Source organism: Liquorilactobacillus hordei DSM 19519 (genome assembly GCF_019443985.1).
Classification (GTDB): Bacteria; Bacillota; Bacilli; order Lactobacillales; family Lactobacillaceae; genus Liquorilactobacillus; species Liquorilactobacillus hordei.
Genome location: NZ_CP049303.1, coordinates 1,506,519 through 1,527,218, shown reverse-complemented (window position 1 = coordinate 1,527,218; position 20,700 = coordinate 1,506,519). Strand labels below are relative to the sequence as shown.

The following is a 20,700-nucleotide window of genomic DNA, read 5'->3' as shown; positions in this document are numbered from 1 at the left end:
GGAGAAATTAATAATGACAAAGTACGAAAAATTGGTTCCAAGATTTGTAGACTATGTAAAAAAAGAGACTCGTTCTGATGAAAATTCGACGACTATTCCGTCTACGCACACGCAAGTAGAATTCGCTAAGAATATTGCAAAAGAGTTAAAAGAAATAGGTTTAGTGAATATTAGAATTTCTGCTAAGGACGGGTATGTTTTTGCAACATTACCTGCTAATACGAGTAATAAGAATGTTAAAAAATTGGGTTTTATTGCACATATGGATACTGCTGACTTCAATGCAGAGAATGTTTCACCACAACTTCAAAAAAATTATGATGGCAAATCTGTAATCAAGTTAGATGAAGCGGGAACACTGACACTTAATCCGCAAGACTTTCCAAGTTTAACAAAATATAAGGGTCATGACTTAATTACGACTGATGGTAGAACATTATTAGGTGCTGATGACAAGGCAGGGGTTGCAGAGATTATTACAGCTGTTGAATATCTAGTAAATCATCCAGAAATAAAACATGGTGAGATTGAAGTAGGTATAGGACCAGATGAGGAAATTGGAACGGGTGCTGATCATTTTGATGTTGCCGGTTTTGGTGCGGATATTGCCTATACAGTTGATGGTGGTCCATTGGGAGAACTTGAGTATGAAACATTCAATGCGGCTGCGGCAAAAATAAGAGTTATTGGGAAAAATGTTCATCCAGCAACAGCCAAGGGTATAATGATTAACGCATTACAACTGGCAATTGATTTTCAAAACCAGTTACCCCAAGATGAGGTTCCTGAAAAAACGGAAGGACGTCAAGGCTTTTTCCATCTATTACAATTAGATGGGACAGTTGATGAGGCTCAAATGGCATATATTATAAGAGATCATGATCGTGCAAAATTCGAAGCTAGAAAAGAATTATTTAAAGAAATAATTGACAAAATGAATGCACAATTTACTGAACCAAGACTTATCTTAGATTTAAATGATCAGTATTATAATATGCGTGAAGTAATTGAAAAAGATATGACTGTAGTCGAACTTGCAAAGTTAGCAATGAATGATTTAGAGATAACTCCTGTAATTTATCCTGTTCGTGGTGGAACGGATGGGTCTAAAATTTCATTTATGGGATTGCCAACGCCAAATTTGTTTGCAGGTGGAGAAAATATGCATTCCCGTTTTGAGTATGTTTCGGTGCAAGTTATGGAAAAAGCAACTGATGTAATTCTTGAAATTATTAAATTAACTAATAAGCAAAATAGTTAACACAAAATTATGTTCATATTATAATAATAGTAGAACAAAGGCGTGTTGTATGATGACACCCAAAAAACAAACGCCGATTGAAGTGCTTATTCAATCGGTTTTATTATGTGAATAAAAAGAAATGGAGTGAGGTTTATGCCAGAAGAACGACTAACAAGTGCTGTACAGTCAGCAATTGCAGAGGCACAACAAGTAGCGATGACTAGGCATCATCAAGAAATCGATATTCCAGAACTCTTCAAAGTAATTATACAACCGAGTGAATTTGGAGCTGATCTTTTTCAACGAGCAGGGATTGATGTGCAGTTATTAGAAAAAGAAATTGATGTGCAACTGGATAGAGTCTCAGTTGTTGAGGGACAAGTTTCGTATGGACAAAGCTTTAGCCAAAACTTAGCAAGATTACTACAGGAAGCAGAACAATTAAGACAAAAGCAAGGTGACGAGTATATTGCCTTAGATACAGTAATTCTGGCTCTTATGAAACTAAAAAATCACCCATTGAAAGTCTATCTTGAAAAGCAAGGATTAACAGAAAAAAAGTTAAAAGAAATTGTCGATGATTTGCGGGGAGGAGAAAAAGTGACATCAAAGAATCAAGAAGAAAATTATAAAGCACTTGAAAAGTACGGTGTTGATCTTGTAAAACAAGTTAGAAGTGGCAAACAAGATCCAGTTATTGGACGTGATGAAGAGATTAGAGATGTCGTTAGAATCTTGTCACGTAAAACGAAGAATAATCCTGTGTTAATTGGTGAACCTGGTGTTGGTAAGACAGCAATTATCGAAGGTTTAGCACAACGAATTGTACGTAAGGATATTCCAGATAACTTAAAGAATAAAAAGATTTTCTCGTTGGATATGGGAGCATTGATTGCTGGTGCAAAATACCGTGGCGAATTTGAAGAACGTCTTAAAGCAGTTTTAAAAGAGGTTACAAAGAGTGAAGGACAGATTATTCTCTTTATTGATGAAATTCACAATATTGTTGGAGCAGGTAAAACTGAAGGAAGTATGGATGCCGGCAATTTGTTGAAACCAATGCTTGCACGTGGTGAATTGCATTTAATTGGAGCAACCACATTGGATGAGTATCGAGAATACATGGAGAAAGACAAAGCTCTTGAGCGACGATTCCAGAAGGTTTTAGTTCAAGAACCATCAGTCGAAGACACGATTTCAATTCTACGTGGGTTGCGTGAACGTTTTGAGATTCATCATGGTGTTAGGATTCATGATAATGCACTTGTAGCAGCTGCTACATTATCGAATCGATATGTGACAGATCGTTACTTGCCTGATAAGGCAATTGATTTGGTCGATGAAGCTTGTGCAACAATCAGGGTTGAAATGAATTCAATGCCAACCGAACTCGATCAAGTAACTCGTCAATTAATGAGACAAGAAGTTGAGGAAGCTGCACTAAAGAAAGAATCAGATGCGGCATCTCAAAAAAGACTGACAGAATTACAAAGTGAGTTGGCGGAGACACGTGAAAAAGCTAATACTTTAAAGATGCGTTGGGAAAATGAAAAAGAAGATATTCAAAAAGTCAGCAATAAAAAAGCTGAATTAGACAAGGCAAAACATGATCTGGAAGAAGCTGAAAATAATTATGATTTGGAATTAGCGGCTAAATTGCAGCATGCAACAATCCCACAAATTGAAAAAGAGTTAAAGGATTTGGAACAAGTTGAACGTCCTGATAATTGGTTAGTTGAAGAATCGGTGACTGAAAATGAAATTGCACAAGTTGTTAGCAGAACAACGGGTATTCCAGTTGCAAAACTAGTGCAAGGAGAAAGAGAAAAACTCTTAAATTTACCAACTGTTTTGCATAAACGGGTAATTGGTCAAGATGAGGCTGTCGATGCAGTAGCCAATGCAGTTATTCGCGCGCGTGCTGGATTGCAAGACCCTAATCAACCACTTGGAACCTTTATGTTTTTAGGGCCAACGGGTGTTGGTAAAACGGAGTTAGCAAAAGCATTGGCTGAAAATTTATTTGACTCTGAGAAACACATGGTTAGAATTGATATGAGTGAGTATATGGAGAAACAATCAGTTTCACGTTTGGTCGGAGCGGCTCCAGGATATATTGGATACGAAGAAGGCGGGCAGCTCACAGAAGCTGTTAGAAGAAACCCATATACAATTGTTTTACTAGATGAAGTTGAGAAGGCACACCCTGATGTGTTTAACATCTTATTACAGGTATTTGATGATGGGCGTTTAACAGATGGACAGGGAAGAACTGTTGATTTCAAGAATACTATTATCATTATGACTTCGAATCTGGGATCAGATGTTTTACTAGATAATGCAAGTGACGGCAAAATTACTGATGAAACTAAACAGTTGGTAATGAAATTGGCACAACAGCATTTTAAACCAGAATTTCTGAATAGAATTGACGATATTATTATGTTCACTCCATTGAGTTTTGCGGCAATTGAAGAGATTGTGGCTAAGTTCATCGCTTTATTATCAAATCGTCTTAGTGAACAAGAAATTGAGCTTAAGATTAGTGAAGAGGCAAAGCAATGGATTGCAAAAGAAGGATATGATCCTGCGTATGGAGCAAGACCACTCCAAAGATTTATTACAAACAATGTAGAGACACCACTTGCTAAGGAAATAATTGCAGGAAAAATTATGCCACACTCGGCAGTTACAATCACGTTGGGAGCGGAACAAAATTTGATTTTTGAGGCCACAGAAATAACAGCATAGTTTACAAAAATAAAAGGACTATTCCAAAATGTATATTACTTCTTGGAATAGTCCTTTTATTTATTTTAGTTACTACTTCGTTGGAGATTTTACAAAATAGTTTAAGCTGTTTACTAAAACTATTCCGACAATCATCGCAAAAAGCCCACAAAATAGTGGTGAAGAAAATTTAGTACCTGAAAGGGCAGAACTAATATATCCAATAACCTCACCATAAATGAAGCCCCAAAATAAAATTGTTAACTGTTTAGCCATCTAATCAACACCTCACAATATAACTGTAGTTTAGCACAATTTTTGTAATTTGACACTCTAAAAAAAGTCCAAGCTGTTTTTTTGAACAAGTATTGCTATAATATTAGACGAGGTGATAAGGGGTGGATAATATGAGTGGTGCAGCACTTCAAGTGATTAGCAGTTATAGTTTATTGCAAAGTTCAATTCGAATAAAAGATGTCGTTATAAATGCAAAGTCAAAAGGATATACAGCACTAGCCTTAACTGACATTAACGTTATGTATGGAGCGCTTTCATTCTATGATACATGTCGAACTGAAGGAATAAAACCACTTATAGGAATGACGTTAGAGACATCCACAACAGAAAATGAGACATTGATTTTAATTGCTAAGAATGAAAATGGATATCGCAATTTAATTCAAATCTCTACGCAAAAACAGTTATTACTTGCACAAGGAAATTCAGAGTTTAAAATTAAGGAAAATCTGGATCTTTTTGAAGACATAATAACGATAATTCCATCTGAGAACAGCTTTTTCATTAATAAATTATTAAATGGACAAAGTGAGATTGCAGGCAACTATCTGAAAAAAGTTGCAGAGGTATTACAAAGCAGTTTGTACATTGGAGTAAGTGTACTAACAAAAGATGCTTTATACGATAAGCTATTGCAATATGCAAATCAATTAAATGTCGACCTTATTAATGCTGAAACTGTTAGATATTTAGAAAAAAAGGATTTATTTGTTTGCGAGGTTATGAATGCAATTAAATATGGTAAGTCTTTAGATAACAGTGAATTGCGTTATGCAAATGAAAAAATAGGAACATCATGGTTAAAGCCTTTGAATGAGATTAAGCAAAAATCGGTTGAAAAGAATCGGTTGAAGCCTTTTGAAAATATGCTGGATTTGATTGAATTGATTAATTTTGATTTTAAACCTAGAAGAGTGACCCTTCCCAGATATAATAAACCACAGGAAATAAGTACCGATAGTTATTTGGAAAATTTATGTGAACGAGGAATGCAAGAAAAAGTGCATCTTCAAAAAGATGAAAAGAAAAATAAATATTTGGAAAGAATGAATAATGAACTAAGTGTTATTAAAAAAATGGGGTTTGCAGACTATTTTTTGATAGTTTGGGATGTTACGAATTATGCTCATAGGCATGGTATTTTAGTTGGTCCAGGTCGAGGCTCTGCTGCTGGTTCACTTGTTTCATATCTTTTAGGAATTACAGATGTTGATCCAATCAAATATAATTTGCTTTTTGAACGTTTTTTGAATGAAGAACGTGCACAAATGCCAGATATTGATTTGGATATTCCTGATAATCGACGGCAGGAAATAATTGAGTATGTTAATAGAAAATATGGTGAGAATCATGTAGCACAAATCATCACATTCGGAACCTTTGGAGCAAAACAAGCCCTGCGCGATGTTGCTAGAGTGATGGGAGTTTCACAAGTAGAGAGTAATAACTGGAGTCGTGTAATTCCAAGTCAACTCGGAATTACTTTGGCAGATGCAAAAAAGAAGTCTGTTCAACTACGAGACTTAATTAGTAAGAGCGAACGGAATCACCTTTTGTTTGAGACTGCAATACGTTTGGAGGGTCTACCCAGACACTATTCGATTCATGCCGCGGGGGTGATTTTAAGTGATATAGATTTAAAAGAAGTTGTACCACTACAAATGGGTAATGATGACGTCTTATTAACGCAATACACTAAAGACGATGTTGAGCGTATGGGGTTACTTAAAATCGATTTTTTAGGTCTAAGGAATCTAACAATTTTAAACAATACTTTGACTGCCATAAAGAGAAATTTTAATCGGTCTATTGATATTAATAAAATCTCATTGAATGATGAAGCAACGCTCAAACTTTTTCAAAAAGCTGATACTAGTGGTGTATTTCAATTCGAATCACCTGGAATTCGCAATGTTTTGCGTAATCTTTATCCAACTTCTTTTGAAGATATTGCGGCTGTAAATGCTTTGTTTAGACCTGGTCCCATGGAGAACATCGTACATTTTATAGCACGTAAACATGGTAAAGAAAAGATCGTCTATCCAGATAATTCTTTAATACCAATCTTGAAAAACACATATGGTATTTTAGTTTACCAAGAACAAGTTATGCAAGTTGCTTCTATAATGGGTGGTTTTACATTAGGCCAAGCCGATATATTGCGAAGGGCAATGAGTAAAAAGAAGGCAGATGTAATTGAAAAGCTGAAATCTAAGTTTGTTAATGGTGCCACAAAGCTAGGTTATTCACAAGAAAATGCAGAAAGAGTCTATGATTATATTGAACGTTTTGCTAATTACGGTTTTAACCGTTCCCATGCTATTGCATATTCAAAAATAGCATTTCAACTTGCTTTTTTAAAAGTTCATTATGCAGCTCCCTTTTTTGCAGCTATCTTAAATTCTGTTATTGGAGATAGGGTAAAAACAAGAGATTTTATTATTGAAGCTAAGCAGCATCAATTGCAGATTGAAACTCCAGATATAAATAGAAGTAGTTACTATACTTTATCTGGTAAGAAAAATTTAATTATCGGTTTGGGCAATATCAAAACTTTGCGGAGAGATTTTATTAAGGAAATAATTGAAGAACGTAAGAATGCAGGCCGCTATAAGTCATTTGATGATTTTATAGGAAGGATTAATCATAAATATTCAAAAGAAGAACCTCTCAAGGCTTTAATATATTCTGGTGCTTTTGACTCTTTTTCTGAAAACCGGGCAACATTGCTAGGTAATCTTAGTAAAAAGTTGAGCAATGTTGAACTTAGTGGTGGTAGTAGTGAATTATTGTCATTATTAGCACCAAAACAAGAGAAATATGATGAACTTTCGTTAGAACAAATTTTGGCTGGAGAACAGAAATATCTTGGGATCTTTCTCTCCGCTCATCCAGTAGAACAGTTTGCTGAAATTGCACAAATGCTTAAGACACAAGTGATAACCAACGTTCAAGAAAATATGAACCAACAAATTTTATGCCTGATTAAAAAGATAAAAATAATTCGAACAAAGAATGGACAACAAATGTCTTTTTTAACAGTTGAAGATCAAACCGGTGAAATTGAATTAACACTTTTTCCGAAAGTTTTTGAAAAAATTGGTAATAATTTGAAAATAAATCAAGTTTATCTTATTACTGGAAAAAGTGAAAAACGTAATCAAAAAATCCAAATAATTGTTTCAGAGATTGTTTCAGCCGAAAGCTTGAAAACTGAAATGAAAAGGAGATTATTTTTAAGGTTAACAGAGGATGATTCAAGTAACATAAAAAAGCAACTCTTAAAAATATTAAAAGTACATACTGGCAGAGTACCTGTTGTTTTGTATGAAGAAAAGAAAGCTTTGAAATGGGTTCTAGATGAAAAATATTGGATAAATAGCTCTTCAGAACTAGAGGAGCAGTTGATAAAATTGCTTGGTAGAAATAATGTCGTCTTTCAAAATGAAAGCAAATGAAAATATCATGTGATAAATTGAATTTAATTTGTAATTTTACAAGACATTCACTCCTAAAAGTGATACTATAACCCTTGGAGAATGTGTTGTTCCATTATATTTACTTGAGGTGAAAAAAATGAAACGCATAGGTATTTTAACAAGTGGTGGAGATGCTTCTGGAATGAACGCTGCAATTCGTTCGATTGCACGTTCAGCAATTTCAGCAGGCTTGGAAGCTTATGGTATTAATTATGGTTTTGCGGGCTTAGTTGCTGGAAATATTCGTCAATTGGAATCGAAGGATATGGATGGCATTATTGACCGTGGTGGTACAATTTTATATTCTGCTCGTTTTCCTGAATTTGCTGAAGAAAAGACGCAGCTTAAAGGGATTGAGCAACTCAAGAAATTTGGAATTGATGCTTTAGTTGTAATCGGTGGAGATGGTTCTTACCATGGTGCTGAACGCCTTACACAACATGGTTTCAATTCAATCGGGGTACCAGGGACAATTGATAACGATATTCCCGGTACTGACTTTACCGTTGGTTTTGATACAGCAGTCAATGTTGCACTTGATGCACTTGATCGTATTAATGATACAGCAACTTCCCATCAGAGAACTTTCGTTGTTGAGGTCATGGGACGAGGTGCTGGTGATATTGCTTTGTGGGCAGGAAATGCTGCAGATGCAGATGCAATTGTTATTCCTGAACGTGAATATGATATCAAAGAAATCGCTGAACACCTAAAACGCAACTATGAGAATGGTAAAGATCATGGTCTAATTGTTTTAGCTGAGGGTGTAATGTCTGCAGCTGATTTTAAAGAGCAACTTGATCAATACGGTGATTTTGATAGTCGTGCAATTACTTTGGGTCATGTTCAGCGTGGCGGTCGTCCAACAGCAAAAGACCGTGTTCTTGCAAGTATGTTCGGTGATTATGCAGTTCGCCTTTTACTAGAAGGAAAAGGTGGCTTAGCAATTGGTATCAGGGATAATAAATTAGTTGCAACGGATATTATCGATACTTTAGAAAATCACAAACATATTACTGACGTTTCATTATTAGACTTAAATGATCGTCTTCGTTTCTAGTTGCACTAATAACCTTGTAAAGAATCGACATAAAAGTCGTCTTTAAAAATTATTCAAAGGGGAGATTTTACTCATGAAGAAAACCAAGATCGTAAGTACACTTGGTCCAGCTAGTAATAGCTTGGAAACAATTGTTAAGTTAATCGAAGCAGGTGCCAACGTATTCCGCTTTAACTTTTCTCACGGTGATCATGAAGAACATTTAGGACGTATGAAGCTTGTTCATGAAGCAGAGAAAATTACAGGAAAAATGGTTGGTATCATGCTTGATACCAAGGGTGCTGAGATTCGGACAACTGTTCAAAAAGAAGGCAAGATCCAATACGAAATCGGTGATGAAGTTCGTATTTCAATGGATAGCTCTATCGAAGGAACTCGTGAGAAGATCGCAGTTACTTATCCTGGACTGATTGATGATGTCCATGTAGGTGGCCATGTATTATTTGATGATGGTTTGATTGATATGCAAATTGAAGAAATCGATCAAGACAAAAAAGAATTAGTATGTAAAGTTTTGAATGCTGGTGTGTTGGGTTCACGTAAGGGTGTTAATGCTCCTGGTGTTTCTATCAATTTACCAGGTATCACTGAAAAAGATTCAGACGATATTCGCTTTGGTTTAGACAATGAAATTAACTTTATTGCAGCTAGTTTTGTTCGTAAACCAGCAGATGTTTTGGATATTCGCGAATTACTTGAAGAAAAACATATGGAACATGTACAAATCTTCCCTAAGATCGAATCACAAGAAGGTATTGATAACTTTGATGAAATTCTTAAAGTTTCAGACGGCTTGATGGTTGCTCGTGGTGATATGGGTGTTGAGATTCCTGTAGAAAATGTTCCATTGGTACAAAAAACATTAATTAAGAAATGTAACGCTATTGGCAAGCCAGTTATTACTGCAACTCAAATGCTTGATTCGATGCAAGAGAATCCTCGTCCTACACGTGCCGAAGCTTCAGATGTTGCTAATGCTGTTTTTGATGGCACAGATGCAACAATGCTTTCAGGTGAAAGTGCTAATGGTGATTATCCTGTTGAAGCTGTTGCAACAATGGCACGTATCGATGTTAAGGCTGAAGATACATTACGTGAACATCATACATTCTCAATCAATGATTTTGATAAGACAGATGTAACAGAAGCTGTTGGTCGCGCTGTTGCTGAAGCTGCTAATAATCTTGGAATCAAGACAATTGTTGCTGCTACAAAATCTGGTCATACGGCACGTATGATTTCAAAATACCGTCCTGATGCTGATATTTTAGCCGTGACATTTGACGAACGTACACGTCGTGGCTTATCAATCAACTGGGGTGTTCATCCTGTTCTTGCAGAAACACCTGCTTCAACTGATGATATGTTTGCTTTAGCAACAGAAAAGGCTAAAGAAGCTGGATTTGCTAAAGAAGGCGATTTGATTTTGATTACTGCTGGTGTTCCAGTTGGTGAAAAGGGAACAACAAATGTTATGAAGATCCAATTAATCGGATCAAAACTTGTTGCAGGCCAAGGTGTTGGTGATGAAACAGTTATTGGTAAGGCTGTTGTTGCTAGCTCAGCTGCAGAAGCAAACAAGAATGCTGTTGAAGGTGGAATCTTAGTTACAAAGACAACTGACAAAGAATACCTTCCTGCTATTGAAAAATCTAGTGCTTTAATTGTTGAAAATGGTGGTTTAACATCACATGCTGCTGTTGTGGGTATTTCTATGGGAATTCCTGTAATTGTTGGTGCTGAGGGTGCAACATCATTGATTTCAGATGGCGAAGTTGTAACTGTTGATTCACGCCGTGGAATTGTTTATCGTGGTGCTTCAAGCGCACTTTAATAAGAAATTAAAAATCATTTGAATTAAGGTTTCTATAGTAAATAGATATTTTCTAGTTCTGTTGTGCCTTAAATATTTAATAGGAAAGTTGTACCAAGATATTTTGTTGGTATAGCTTTTTTATTTTGTAGGCATATGAAGATGTTGACACAAGGAGTTTTTTATCCTGAATAGGAAAGTAATGAAGCGAAGGCTAAATTTTATTTGCTGTCAGTATCCGATAATAACAAGGTTTCATAAGCAAAATTTTTCGATTTAATTTTGAGTTTATTGATTTTTAACACACTCATTTTTTGTCAGAGTTAAATGTAGGGCTTCTTTATGAGAATAATTAATGTTTACTGAAGGCTTTATTGGATAATTTAGATATTAATTAGCAATTTATACCGGTTTCGGTTAAAATAGGTAACGAATATATACATTGGGGTGGAAAAATGGAAAGTTGGCTTTTTTTGGGAATTATTTTTTTAGTTGCTCTTTTTGCGAAGAACACGTCACTTACAATTGCTGCAGTGGTTGTTTTGTTATTAAAAGCAGTTCCGTTTACGAATGAATGGATGCCGACAATACAGACAAAGGGTATCAATTGGGGTGTAACAGTGATTTCGGTTGCTATACTTATCCCAATTGCTACTGGACAAATAACTTTTAGTGACTTAATTCAGATTTTTAAAACACCTGTAGGAATTATTTCGATTGCTTGTGGGATTTTAGTTGCAGTTTTATCTCGTCAAGGAGTTTCTTTATTGGCAAGTTCCCCACAAGTAACAGTTGCCTTGGTGATTGGAACAATAATTGGTGTTGTTTTTTTGCGAGGAGTTGCTGCTGGCCCTGTAATTGCTTCCGGAATTGCCTATTGTATAATGAGTTTATTACATGTGAGTCTTAACTAATGGAGGAAAATAATGGAAAAAGATAAAGTGATTGGCCACATTATAGAAGCACGTGTAACTGATCAAAATGATGATTTGTATTTTTTGCAATATGAAGGGACGACTTTTAGGTTAGACAAAAAAGAAGTCGAAGCAGAATTAGTTAAAGGGGCTTTGGTTTCTGGATTTGCATATGAAAATGAAGATCATGAGATGCAGATAACTAAGAAAATACCAACTACTCAAATTGGCCGTTATGCGTTTGGAGAGGTTGTTGCTAGTAGACGTGATTTGGGTGTTTTCGTGGACATTGGTTTGCCAAACAAAGATGTTGCAGTTTCACTTGATGAACTTCCTGAGTTGACAAATCTTTGGCCGAAAAAAGGTGATAGTTTAATGATTGCTTTGAGAGTTGATGCTAAAGGACGTCTTTGGGGAACCATTGCGAGTGAAGAAATCTTTAAGGGGATTTCTGGTAAAGCAGATACTAGTATGAAGAATAAAAACGTTGAAGCAATTGCATACCGCTTAAAAATGGCAGGGACACATGTAATAACTTCAGATTTTGAATTAGGATTTATTCATCCAAGTGAGAGAGATCGTGAACCTCGCTTAGGAGAGCATCTCAATGCACGTGTAATTGGAGTTAGGCCAGATGGCACACTCAATCTCTCGTTGCGTAGAAGAGCATATGAAGCAATCAGTGATGATGCACAAATGATTTTAGCGGCATTGCAACATTCTGAGGGTGTTCTGAATTATACTGATAAGTCTACCCCCGAGGACATCAAAGATTATTTTGGAATTAGTAAGGGACAGTTTAAAAGGGCTGTTGGCCATCTGATGAAGGCTGGTTTAGTAAAGCAAACTGATGGAAAGATGTATCTTAACGAAAAATAATCATTTGATGTAAGAAAGAAGGAGTTAATGTAATGGAATTTTTGGAAACACAAATAACTGACATTGAATCCCAACTACATCAAGCTGGTTTAAAGTTAACACCACAAAGACGTGCTACGGTCAGTACACTTTTACATAACTATGAAAAACACCTTTCTGCTGAGGAGTTATTCACGCTAGTCAGAGAAGAAGAAACAGATATTGGTTTGGCAACTGTTTATAGAACTCTTGAAATTTTATTTGAATTAGGAATAGTGAATAAAATTAATTTTGAGGATGGTATGTCACGCTATGATCTAAGATTATCGGATCAAGGTCATTTTCATCATCATTTACTTTGCAAGAATTGTGGTAAAGTCCAAGAGGTCCATGAAGATTTGCTTCTAGGTGTTGAAGAGAAAATCAAAAATCAGTTTGGTTTCGAAGTAACAGATCATCGACTGATTTTTCAAGGTATCTGTGCGGATTGTTTGGCAAAAAAAGAGTAGAAATTGGCTAAGTTGTATTAATGAGGGTGAGCATATCAAAAATACTATTTTAGATTATATACATTATTTAAAAGTAGAACGCGGACTTTCTGAAAACACGGTTAATAGCTATCAAAATGATCTAGTACAGTTCATTGCATTTCTTGAAACAAAGAAAATTGATGATTTCGCGATTATTACAAGACAGGTCATTGTTGATTTTTTAGAGTTAGAAGCTAATCAGAAAAAAGCAACGAGTTCGATTGTACGCTCTGTGACCAGTTTAAGAAAATTTTTTCAATATTTGGTCGAAGAAGGTCGTATTCAAAACGATCCGATGGAGTTGATTGATGCTCCCAAAAAAAGTGAACATCTTCCAGAAGTACTTTCGACAACAGAAGTTGAGAAACTTTTGAATTCACCTGATACCGCGAAACCTCTTGGCGTTAGAAATCGAGCAATCTTGGAATTGATGTATGCTACAGGATTACGTGTTAGTGAGGTAATAAATATACGGCTTGCAGACTTACATTTGAGTTTAGGATTAATTCAAACAATTGGTAAAGGGCAAAAGGAGAGGATTGTTCCAATTGGAGATAAAGCTATTTCATGGGTTGAGCAATATTTGAATGATGTTCGTCCTAAGCTATTGGGAAAACAACAAAGTAATTTTTTGTTTCTAAATCATCATGGCAAAAAGCTAACAAGGCAGGGAATTTGGAAAAACTTGAAAGTGGATGTTTTGCATGCCGGAATTGAAAAAAATGTTACCCCACATACGCTTAGACATTCATTTGCAACACATATCTTAGAAAATGGAGCAGATTTAAGAATTGTTCAGGAACTTTTAGGACATGCAGATATTTCAACAACTCAGATTTATACTCATTTATCTAAGAGAAGATTAGCAGAAATCTATGGGAAATATCATCCGCGAGCTTAGAATGAATTGTTTATAGAATAAAATTATGATAAAGTTGATGCAACTTTACTTATTAATACTTTTTTTGCGACCACAGGAGGTCATCATGCTTTATAAGTATAAAAATGATTATGAAAAAATTACAATGGGATTGCTTTCATTTATTCCAGATTTAAAGGAGTACTCACATCTGAAAACAGAGTTAAATTGGTATAGTGGTGCAGATGAAAGATGTCTTTATCTTTGGAAAAATGATAATGGTGATTTTATTGGTGTGATTGGCGTTGAAATTTCAGATGAAATTTTAATGGTACGACATATTGCAATAACACCTGCCGAGAGAAATGAAGGTGTTAGTTTTAGCATGCTTAGTGGATTATGTGAACTATATCCAGGCAGAAAAATGATGGGGAGTCTTGAAACAGCAAGGTTAATTACGAAATGGGAGCACCGTAACGATGGTAACTAGTTTTGAGAACCAAAAATTGACTTTCAAACTAAAGAGCTTTGAGGGACCTTTGGATTTGTTATTGCATCTTATAAAACAAAATCAAATGGATATTTATGATATCCCAATGGCAGAGATTACTGCGCAGTATATCGAACAGTTGCATCAAATGCAGACGATGGAACTTGATATAGCTGGGGAGTATTTGGTTATGGCTTCTACATTACTAAATATAAAAAGCAAAATGCTCCTACCCAATCATGATGAATTTGAAGATAATGAGATCGTTGAGGATCCAAGACTCGAACTCGTACAACAGCTTTTGGAGCATCAATGTTACCAAATGGCTGCTGAAAATCTGGATGAACTTTTCGAATCAAGAGCGTTGCATTATACTAGGGAGCAGGCAGATGAACCAGACAATACACGCAAAATTTTGTTGAGTGAAGGACAGTCTGCAATGCTTTTACAACAGGCTTTTGTGCGCCTTTTGACTAGTAAAAGAACTGTTATAGCAAAGAAGGGAAGTATTAGAAAAGAACACTTTACGATAGCAGGTGAGATGACAAATATTTTGTATTGCTTGTCGAAGAAGGTTTCTGTTTCTTTCGACTCTTTGCTTTTAGGTCAGGAGATCCAAGTTGAAAAGATTGTAACTTCTTTTTTAGCTATGTTAGAGCTGGTAAAAAGAGGAACAATCGAGATAATTCAAAAACAGAGTTTAGATACCATTATTTTGAGGAGTGTAGTTAATGCAATCGACAATTCAAGCAGAGATTGAAGCTCTTCTTTTTGTTGCGGGAAATGAGGGAATTTCTTTAGCACAACTTTCACAATTAACTGGATTAATGAAACCAGCTGTAATAGAGCAAATCGGGGTATTAAATAAAAAATATGTAGCTGATGAAGATTGTTGTCTGGAAATAATTGTAACTAATGAATTTTATCGGTTGGCGACCAAGAGCAAATTTGCAGAACTCTTAAAAAATTATTTTGAGGCTCCTAATATGTCTGCTCTTTCTCGTGCAGCATTAGAGACACTTGCAATTATTGCATATCAGCAACCTGTTACGCGTGTTCGAATTGATGAGATTCGGGGAGTTAAATCCCACGGATCAATCCAAAAATTATTAGCATTTGAATTAATTGAAGAAGCCGGGAGGCTTGAAGCACCAGGGCGGCCCATTTTATATAAAACAACGGAGAACTTTTTAAATTACTTTGGATTGCATTCATTGGATGAATTACCATCTTTACCAGAAATATCTGAGGAAGGTGTTCTGAATGATGGAGAACAGAATCTACTAGACTTATTCAATGAAACACTTGAAGACGGTGAATGAAAAAATAGGAGAAGTAAATATGGAATCAAATGAACGTTTACAAAAAGTTATGGCAAATGCGGGCGTAGCTTCCAGAAGAGCATCTGAAAAAATGATTTTGGAGGGAAAAGTATCTGTAAACGGCAAGGTTGTTAGAGAGCTTGGTACAAAAGTATCAAGTAATGATGTAGTTGTTGTTGCTGGTAAAACGCTGGATACAGAAAAAAAAGTGTACTTCATCTTCTATAAACCACGTGGTGTTATCACTGCGGCAAGTGATGATAAAGGGCGCAAAGTTGTAACTGATTATTTTAAGAATATTGAGCAGCGAATTTATCCTGTAGGAAGACTTGATTATGATACTTCTGGTTTGCTTTTAATGACTAATGATGGTGAATTAGCCAATAAAATGATGCATCCCAGCAATAAAGTTGATAAAACTTATGTTGCTAAAGTCGCAGGTGTTCCTGAAAATGAAGATTTTAAAAAGTTACGTCTAGGGGTGACGATAGAAGGGAAAAAGACTGCACCCGCAAAAGCAAAATTATTATCAATGGATCAGAAAAAGAATAAGTCACTTGTTTCATTGACAATCCATGAAGGTCGTTATCACCAAGTAAAAAAAATGTTTGATGCAATAGGTCATCCAGTAGAAAAATTAAAACGTGAAACATATGGTTTTTTGACACTAGATGGTTTGACTTCAGGAAATTTTAGAGAACTAACACATGATGAAATTATGCGTCTAAAAAGTAAGTAAATAACTAGTTGCATTATTACTAGAATAATGATAGACTCAAAGAGTACTAAAAAATAATATAGTTTATCTTCAGGGGCAGGGTGAAACTCCCGACCGGCGGTGATAGTCCGCGACCTGCATGCGTGCAGTTGATTTGGTGTAAATCCAATACCGACAGTAAAGTCTGGATAAAGAAGATAGGGCTTATTTGATTATGAAAGTCAATCGAACCCTGTTGGTCTCTGATCAGCAGGGATTTTTTGTATTCCAAATAAGATCCATGAAGATGAACATCAGGAGGTTTTTTTGATGGTCTATACAGCTACACGTCGCTACGTTATTTCTGCTAGTCTGGCAGGGGTGTCGTACTTGTTAATGTTTTTATCCTTTGTGGTAGTCCCCTTAGTTCCTTACATGAAAGTTGATTTTTCGGACTTACCAATTCTTTTTGGAATGTTTATTCTTGGGCCACTGGGAGGAATCGAGATTGCTTTGATTCGTTCAATCTTATACTTTATAATTTCTGGTCCATCGATTGATAGTTTAATTGGTGTGACAACTAATTTTTTTGCATCAATGACACTGACTTTACCGATATTTTACACTTTGCGTAAGAAATATGATGTAAATATTTGGAATATTCTTCGTTCTATTTTATTTGGAACAATTAGTTTGACAGTTATCTTATCATTAGCTAATTATTTAGTAATCATGCCACTTTACATGAAGGTGTTAGGAATGAATCTGTCTATGCCACTCGCTAAATTTATCTTAATTGGCGTTGTTCCATTTAATCTCATTAAGGGGCTTTTAGTAGGAACAGCATTTTGGATTCTGTTTGTCAAAATGAAGGATTGGATTGTTAAACAATCAGTAGTACTGAAGTAATTTGTAAAATAATTTTTTAAAAGACTGGGTTAAGATGAAGTGTCCTATGATAGTTAGTAGAAATGCTAATTATCATAGGGCATTTTCTATGACCAAATATAATACTAGATTCAAAGTTAAGTCAAACTTCGAATTATTTGTGATAAGGTTAATACTATAAGATAGTACGCAATTTTTTCTGATTTTTGACTGCCTTTTTTGTAATTTTTTTGTAGGTAATATTAATATTTCTGACTAAATACGTATTAATAATGTAGAATAATTATAGAGACAAATAGGGGTGATATATTTGAATGAAAAAAAATGGCTACTTTTTTTCTCTGACGTTCAGCCAAGAAGGCATACAGTAATTAGGCAAGTCTTATGTAATAAGCGGACTGTGTCAAGTTTGTTCTGGGGAATGCAGTATCATATTTTAGATTGGTTAAATGTTGAACCTAATTTGAACGAGCAGGAATTTGATCTACAAATAACTAAACTGCGCAACGAAAATTATCTTGAAGTAACCCCAACCGGTTTAGTCTTGTCTCCTAATGGAATTATTCAGAAAAATAATTATCAAAAAAGCAATTATATAATAACTGAACCAAAACTTTTTCAACATATAAATGAGAAACAGTGGCTTGACCTTCTGCCACTATTGATACAGGTAGTGTCAGAGTTGTCATATCATAATCGTCATTACTATGTGATTGGTTCTTCAATTAGAACACAGTTATTTTTTAGGGCATGGTATCAAACAGTAAATAATAAAGAGAAACTCGTTACGAGTCTAAAGCACTTGCTTGAAGCCTTTTTGGAGCGTTTTCCTAAGGAACAGGCAGATATTTTTATGTCCCTCTTTAGCGGGCATAAAACGATTGGAAAAACGTTTCAACAGGTTGCGATGGTACTTCCAGATTTTTCGTACGAAGATGTTACCACATTGTGGCGAGATTTAGGTATGCAATTTGCATTATTTCTTTTAAGAGGAGATTCTGTTTTTAAAAAGTTGGTCGTTCCCATAAATACAGAGGAGCGATTATCTAAAAGTGCTTCAATTACTTATCAATTATTTAATGAAAGGCAAAATATTGAACGAATAGCCAAAAGGCGTAGATTAAGAATAAGTACAATTAAAGAACATCTACTAGAGAGTGCAATTTTGTGCGATAAATTCCCCTACGACAGCCTTATAACAGTTGAAGAATACGAAATTATGACGAAGACTTTTACTGGTGATGTAACTAATTGGGACTATAATCAATTGAGCAATCGAATTGAGTTCTTTAAATATAGGTTATTTCAGATTGAAAGGAGTAAGAAAATTGGATGATCTAGAGTTAAAACAATTGCTGAAGCAATACTTTGGATATACTGAATTTAAGACTGGTCAAGCCGAAATTATCAAAAACTTACTTTCAAATAATTCAACCTTGGGTATTCTACCAACGGGTACAGGCAAGTCTTTATGCTACCAGCTAACCGGTAAGATTATTAAGAAGACCGTACTAATAATATCACCGTTACTATCTTTGATGAATGATCAGGTAGAGCAGTTAAAATATGCTGGTGAAAAAAGGGTTGTTGCATTGACATCTGAGTTATCATATAGTGAAAAAAATTTTATTTTAGCCAATATTGCGTGGTACGCATTTATTTATGTATCTCCAGAAATGTTAAGAAATGATAAGGTCATGGAGGAGTTACTAAAAATTGAAATTGGCCTTGTAGTTGTGGATGAAGCACATTGTATTTCTCAATGGGGTCCAGACTTTCGTCCAGATTATTTACGAATAAAGAATTTTAGAAAGTTATTACATAATCCACTAACGCTTGCTTTAACTGCAACAGCAACAAGTGAAGTTTCCCATGATATCCAAGATAATTTGTTCGACAATAATGAAGACATACGGGTAATCCGTTATTCAGTTGATCGACCAAATATTTTTTTGGCTGTCCACGAATCACCTTCCACCGCGGAAAAAAATATGTATTTGACAGAGTTAATTGCGCAGCTCGCTGGACCAGGAATAATTTATTTTTCAAGCAAAAAACAAGCAAATAAAATTAGTGAAATGATAGGATTAAAAACGAATTTACGGGCAGCTCCATATCATGCCGATTTAAGTGTAATGAACCGTTATACAATCCAGCATCAGTTTATGGAAAATCAACTAGATATTGTCTGTGCCACCAGTGCTTTTGGAATGGGGATAAATAAACAAGATGTGCGGTATGTTATCCATTATCATCTTCCAAGTGACATAGAAAGTTATGTTCAAGAGATTGGACGAGCAGGTAGGGATGGGAAGAAGAGCCTCGCAGTTTTATTGTATTCAAAATCAGATATAGGATTGCAACAACAGCTCAGCGTGGATAGTTTACCTGATGAATTTGATATAGAACATTTTAAGGATACAGGTGAACAGGACAATTTGTCTAACAAAGAAAGAATATTGCAATATTATTTTAACCAGAATATGGAAATTAGTAGAATTAAGGAACTGTTTCTCAAAAGACGTAAAGTAAAATTTGAGAAATTAAAGATACTTTTGGGGTATATTATAAATGACGGCTGCAAAAGAGAATACCTTCTAAAATATTTTGGGGAAAAAAGCATACCTGAGCATAATAACAGCTGTTGTCAGTTAAAAACAGATCCTTTGAATTTTAACGAATTTAAATTTGAAAAAAAAGTATCTCAAAATGATTCACTACTTAATTATAAAACAATTCTTGAATCTTTCTTTAAAACTTCATGATTAAACGTAATTCTTAAGTAAAGAATTATGACTTGATGTGGTAACGTATGGTAAAATAATAGATGATTATTTGAGGGGGAATTTTTATGAGTCGCAAAGACCAAAAAGAACAACAACCTTGGGATAAATCTTTTGATAATGCTCGAGATAATAGTGGTAATTATTCAAGAACGGCAAGTCGAAAGAGTAATCGAGCTAATAGTGTACTAACTACATCTTTGTTAGTTGTATTCATTGCAATTATTTTGGGAACTGTTGCACTTTATTTTATTTCGCAGAAGACTTCGCAATCTTCTTCTGGAGGTAGTGGTAATGTAGGGGTTGTTGAATCAACTTCTAGTAAAAAGAGCAGCTCAAAAAAAGCATCGTCAACCAAGAAAAGTTCATCAAGCTCAGTCGCTGTATCTTCTTCGGCTAGCTCTACTAATGAATCTACGGAGGCCGAGTCTTCAAGCAGTTCAAGTAAGGCATCAACGGTGACTGCTTCGAGTTCGAGCGAAACCGCTGCATCTTCGAGTACATATAGTTCAACATCGAGTTCTTCGTCAAGCAGTTCACAGTATGTAACAGTTGTTGCTGGTCAAGGAATCTATCGTGTTGCAGTTAATAATGGCTTGACGGTTCAAGAATTACTTGAACTAAATCCAACATTGAGTTCAAGTTCAACACTTACTCCAGGTGAGTCAGTTCGCGTCAAATAGTGGTTTTTATAACACTTATAATAGAAAAAATAGTATTTTGATGGGAAGGTTTAG

Annotated in this window: 18 protein-coding genes and 1 riboswitch; of the genes, 17 read left to right on the top strand and 1 reads right to left on the bottom strand. The window is 35.2% G+C overall.

All coding sequences use genetic code 11. The features are described 5' to 3' along the window. Positions 1-13: 13 nt before the first annotated feature. Both pepT and clpB read left to right on the top strand, forming a co-directional pair. Entirely contained in the window at positions 14-1,261 is a 1,248-nt protein-coding gene (gene pepT, locus G6O70_RS08555; RefSeq protein WP_057868452.1) for a peptidase T, read from the top strand. 135 nt (positions 1,262-1,396) lie between these two features. Continuing rightward, on the top strand, positions 1,397-3,994 hold the full coding sequence (clpB, locus tag G6O70_RS08550; RefSeq protein WP_057868451.1) for an ATP-dependent chaperone ClpB: 2,598 nt from the start codon (positions 1,397-1,399) through the stop codon (positions 3,992-3,994). A gap of 72 nt (positions 3,995-4,066) precedes the next feature. Here clpB and G6O70_RS08545 read toward each other — a convergent pair whose 3' ends face one another. Then, entirely contained in the window at positions 4,067-4,249 is a 183-nt protein-coding gene (locus G6O70_RS08545) for a DUF2929 family protein (protein ID WP_057868450.1), read from the bottom strand. Between the two features lie 131 nt (positions 4,250-4,380). Between G6O70_RS08545 and dnaE the strand changes: the two genes are divergently transcribed. The 15 genes from dnaE (at position 4,381) to G6O70_RS08470 (ending at position 20,646) form a co-directional block, all read left to right on the top strand. Beyond that, positions 4,381-7,728, top strand: a complete 3,348-nt coding sequence (dnaE, locus tag G6O70_RS08540; RefSeq protein ID WP_057868449.1) for a DNA polymerase III subunit alpha — start codon at positions 4,381-4,383, stop codon at positions 7,726-7,728. A 118-nt stretch (positions 7,729-7,846) separates the two neighbouring features. Beyond that, positions 7,847-8,809, top strand: coding sequence for a 6-phosphofructokinase (pfkA, locus tag G6O70_RS08535; protein WP_057868448.1), 963 nt, complete (start codon positions 7,847-7,849; stop codon positions 8,807-8,809). Positions 8,810-8,882: 73 nt separating this feature from the next. After that, positions 8,883-10,643 carry a pyruvate kinase gene (gene pyk, locus G6O70_RS08530; RefSeq protein ID WP_057868447.1) on the top strand — a complete coding sequence of 587 codons (1,761 nt, stop codon included), beginning with the start codon at positions 8,883-8,885 and terminating at the stop codon, positions 10,641-10,643. Positions 10,644-11,077: 434 nt separating this feature from the next. Beyond that, positions 11,078-11,536 (top strand): DUF441 domain-containing protein, encoded by a 459-nt coding sequence (locus tag G6O70_RS08525; protein ID WP_057868446.1) that lies wholly within the window; start codon positions 11,078-11,080, stop codon positions 11,534-11,536. Positions 11,537-11,548: 12 nt separating this feature from the next. Beyond that, positions 11,549-12,415 carry a CvfB family protein gene (locus G6O70_RS08520; RefSeq protein ID WP_057868445.1) on the top strand — a complete coding sequence of 289 codons (867 nt, stop codon included), beginning with the start codon at positions 11,549-11,551 and terminating at the stop codon, positions 12,413-12,415. 32 nt (positions 12,416-12,447) lie between these two features. Beyond that, positions 12,448-12,903: a ferric iron uptake transcriptional regulator gene (fur, locus tag G6O70_RS08515; RefSeq protein WP_057868444.1), complete on the top strand. Its 456-nt coding sequence runs from the start codon at positions 12,448-12,450 to the stop codon at positions 12,901-12,903. Between the two features lie 34 nt (positions 12,904-12,937). Beyond that, the gene (xerD, locus tag G6O70_RS08510; RefSeq protein ID WP_057868581.1) at positions 12,938-13,825 is read left to right on the top strand and encodes a site-specific tyrosine recombinase XerD; all 888 of its coding nucleotides are present in this window, start codon (positions 12,938-12,940) and stop codon (positions 13,823-13,825) included. Between the two features lie 85 nt (positions 13,826-13,910). Further along, positions 13,911-14,273 carry a RibT protein gene (locus G6O70_RS08505; protein WP_057868443.1) on the top strand — a complete coding sequence of 121 codons (363 nt, stop codon included), beginning with the start codon at positions 13,911-13,913 and terminating at the stop codon, positions 14,271-14,273. Beyond that, complete coding sequence (locus tag G6O70_RS08500; protein ID WP_057868442.1) at positions 14,263-15,033, top strand: segregation and condensation protein A; 771 nt, start codon at positions 14,263-14,265, stop codon at positions 15,031-15,033. The genes G6O70_RS08505 and G6O70_RS08500 overlap by 11 nt, the downstream gene beginning before the upstream one ends. Next, the gene (gene scpB, locus G6O70_RS08495) at positions 15,005-15,595 is read left to right on the top strand and encodes an SMC-Scp complex subunit ScpB (protein ID WP_057868441.1); all 591 of its coding nucleotides are present in this window, start codon (positions 15,005-15,007) and stop codon (positions 15,593-15,595) included. The genes G6O70_RS08500 and scpB overlap by 29 nt, the downstream gene beginning before the upstream one ends. Before the next feature lie 19 nt (positions 15,596-15,614). Continuing rightward, a complete protein-coding gene (locus G6O70_RS08490; RefSeq protein WP_057868440.1) occupies positions 15,615-16,334 on the top strand; it encodes a pseudouridine synthase in 720 nt (239 codons plus the stop codon). 61 nt (positions 16,335-16,395) lie between these two features. Further along, positions 16,396-16,516, top strand: a riboswitch (FMN riboswitch). 106 nt (positions 16,517-16,622) lie between these two features. Further along, the gene (locus G6O70_RS08485) at positions 16,623-17,201 is read left to right on the top strand and encodes an ECF transporter S component (RefSeq protein ID WP_057868439.1); all 579 of its coding nucleotides are present in this window, start codon (positions 16,623-16,625) and stop codon (positions 17,199-17,201) included. A 289-nt stretch (positions 17,202-17,490) separates the two neighbouring features. Then, positions 17,491-18,516 (top strand): helix-turn-helix domain-containing protein, encoded by a 1,026-nt coding sequence (locus G6O70_RS08480; RefSeq protein WP_057868438.1) that lies wholly within the window; start codon positions 17,491-17,493, stop codon positions 18,514-18,516. Then, complete coding sequence (locus tag G6O70_RS08475) at positions 18,509-19,945, top strand: RecQ family ATP-dependent DNA helicase (protein ID WP_057868437.1); 1,437 nt, start codon at positions 18,509-18,511, stop codon at positions 19,943-19,945. The genes G6O70_RS08480 and G6O70_RS08475 overlap by 8 nt, the downstream gene beginning before the upstream one ends. 86 nt (positions 19,946-20,031) lie before the next feature. Further along, positions 20,032-20,646: a LysM peptidoglycan-binding domain-containing protein gene (locus G6O70_RS08470; RefSeq protein ID WP_057868436.1), complete on the top strand. Its 615-nt coding sequence runs from the start codon at positions 20,032-20,034 to the stop codon at positions 20,644-20,646. Positions 20,647-20,700: the final 54 nt, after the last annotated feature.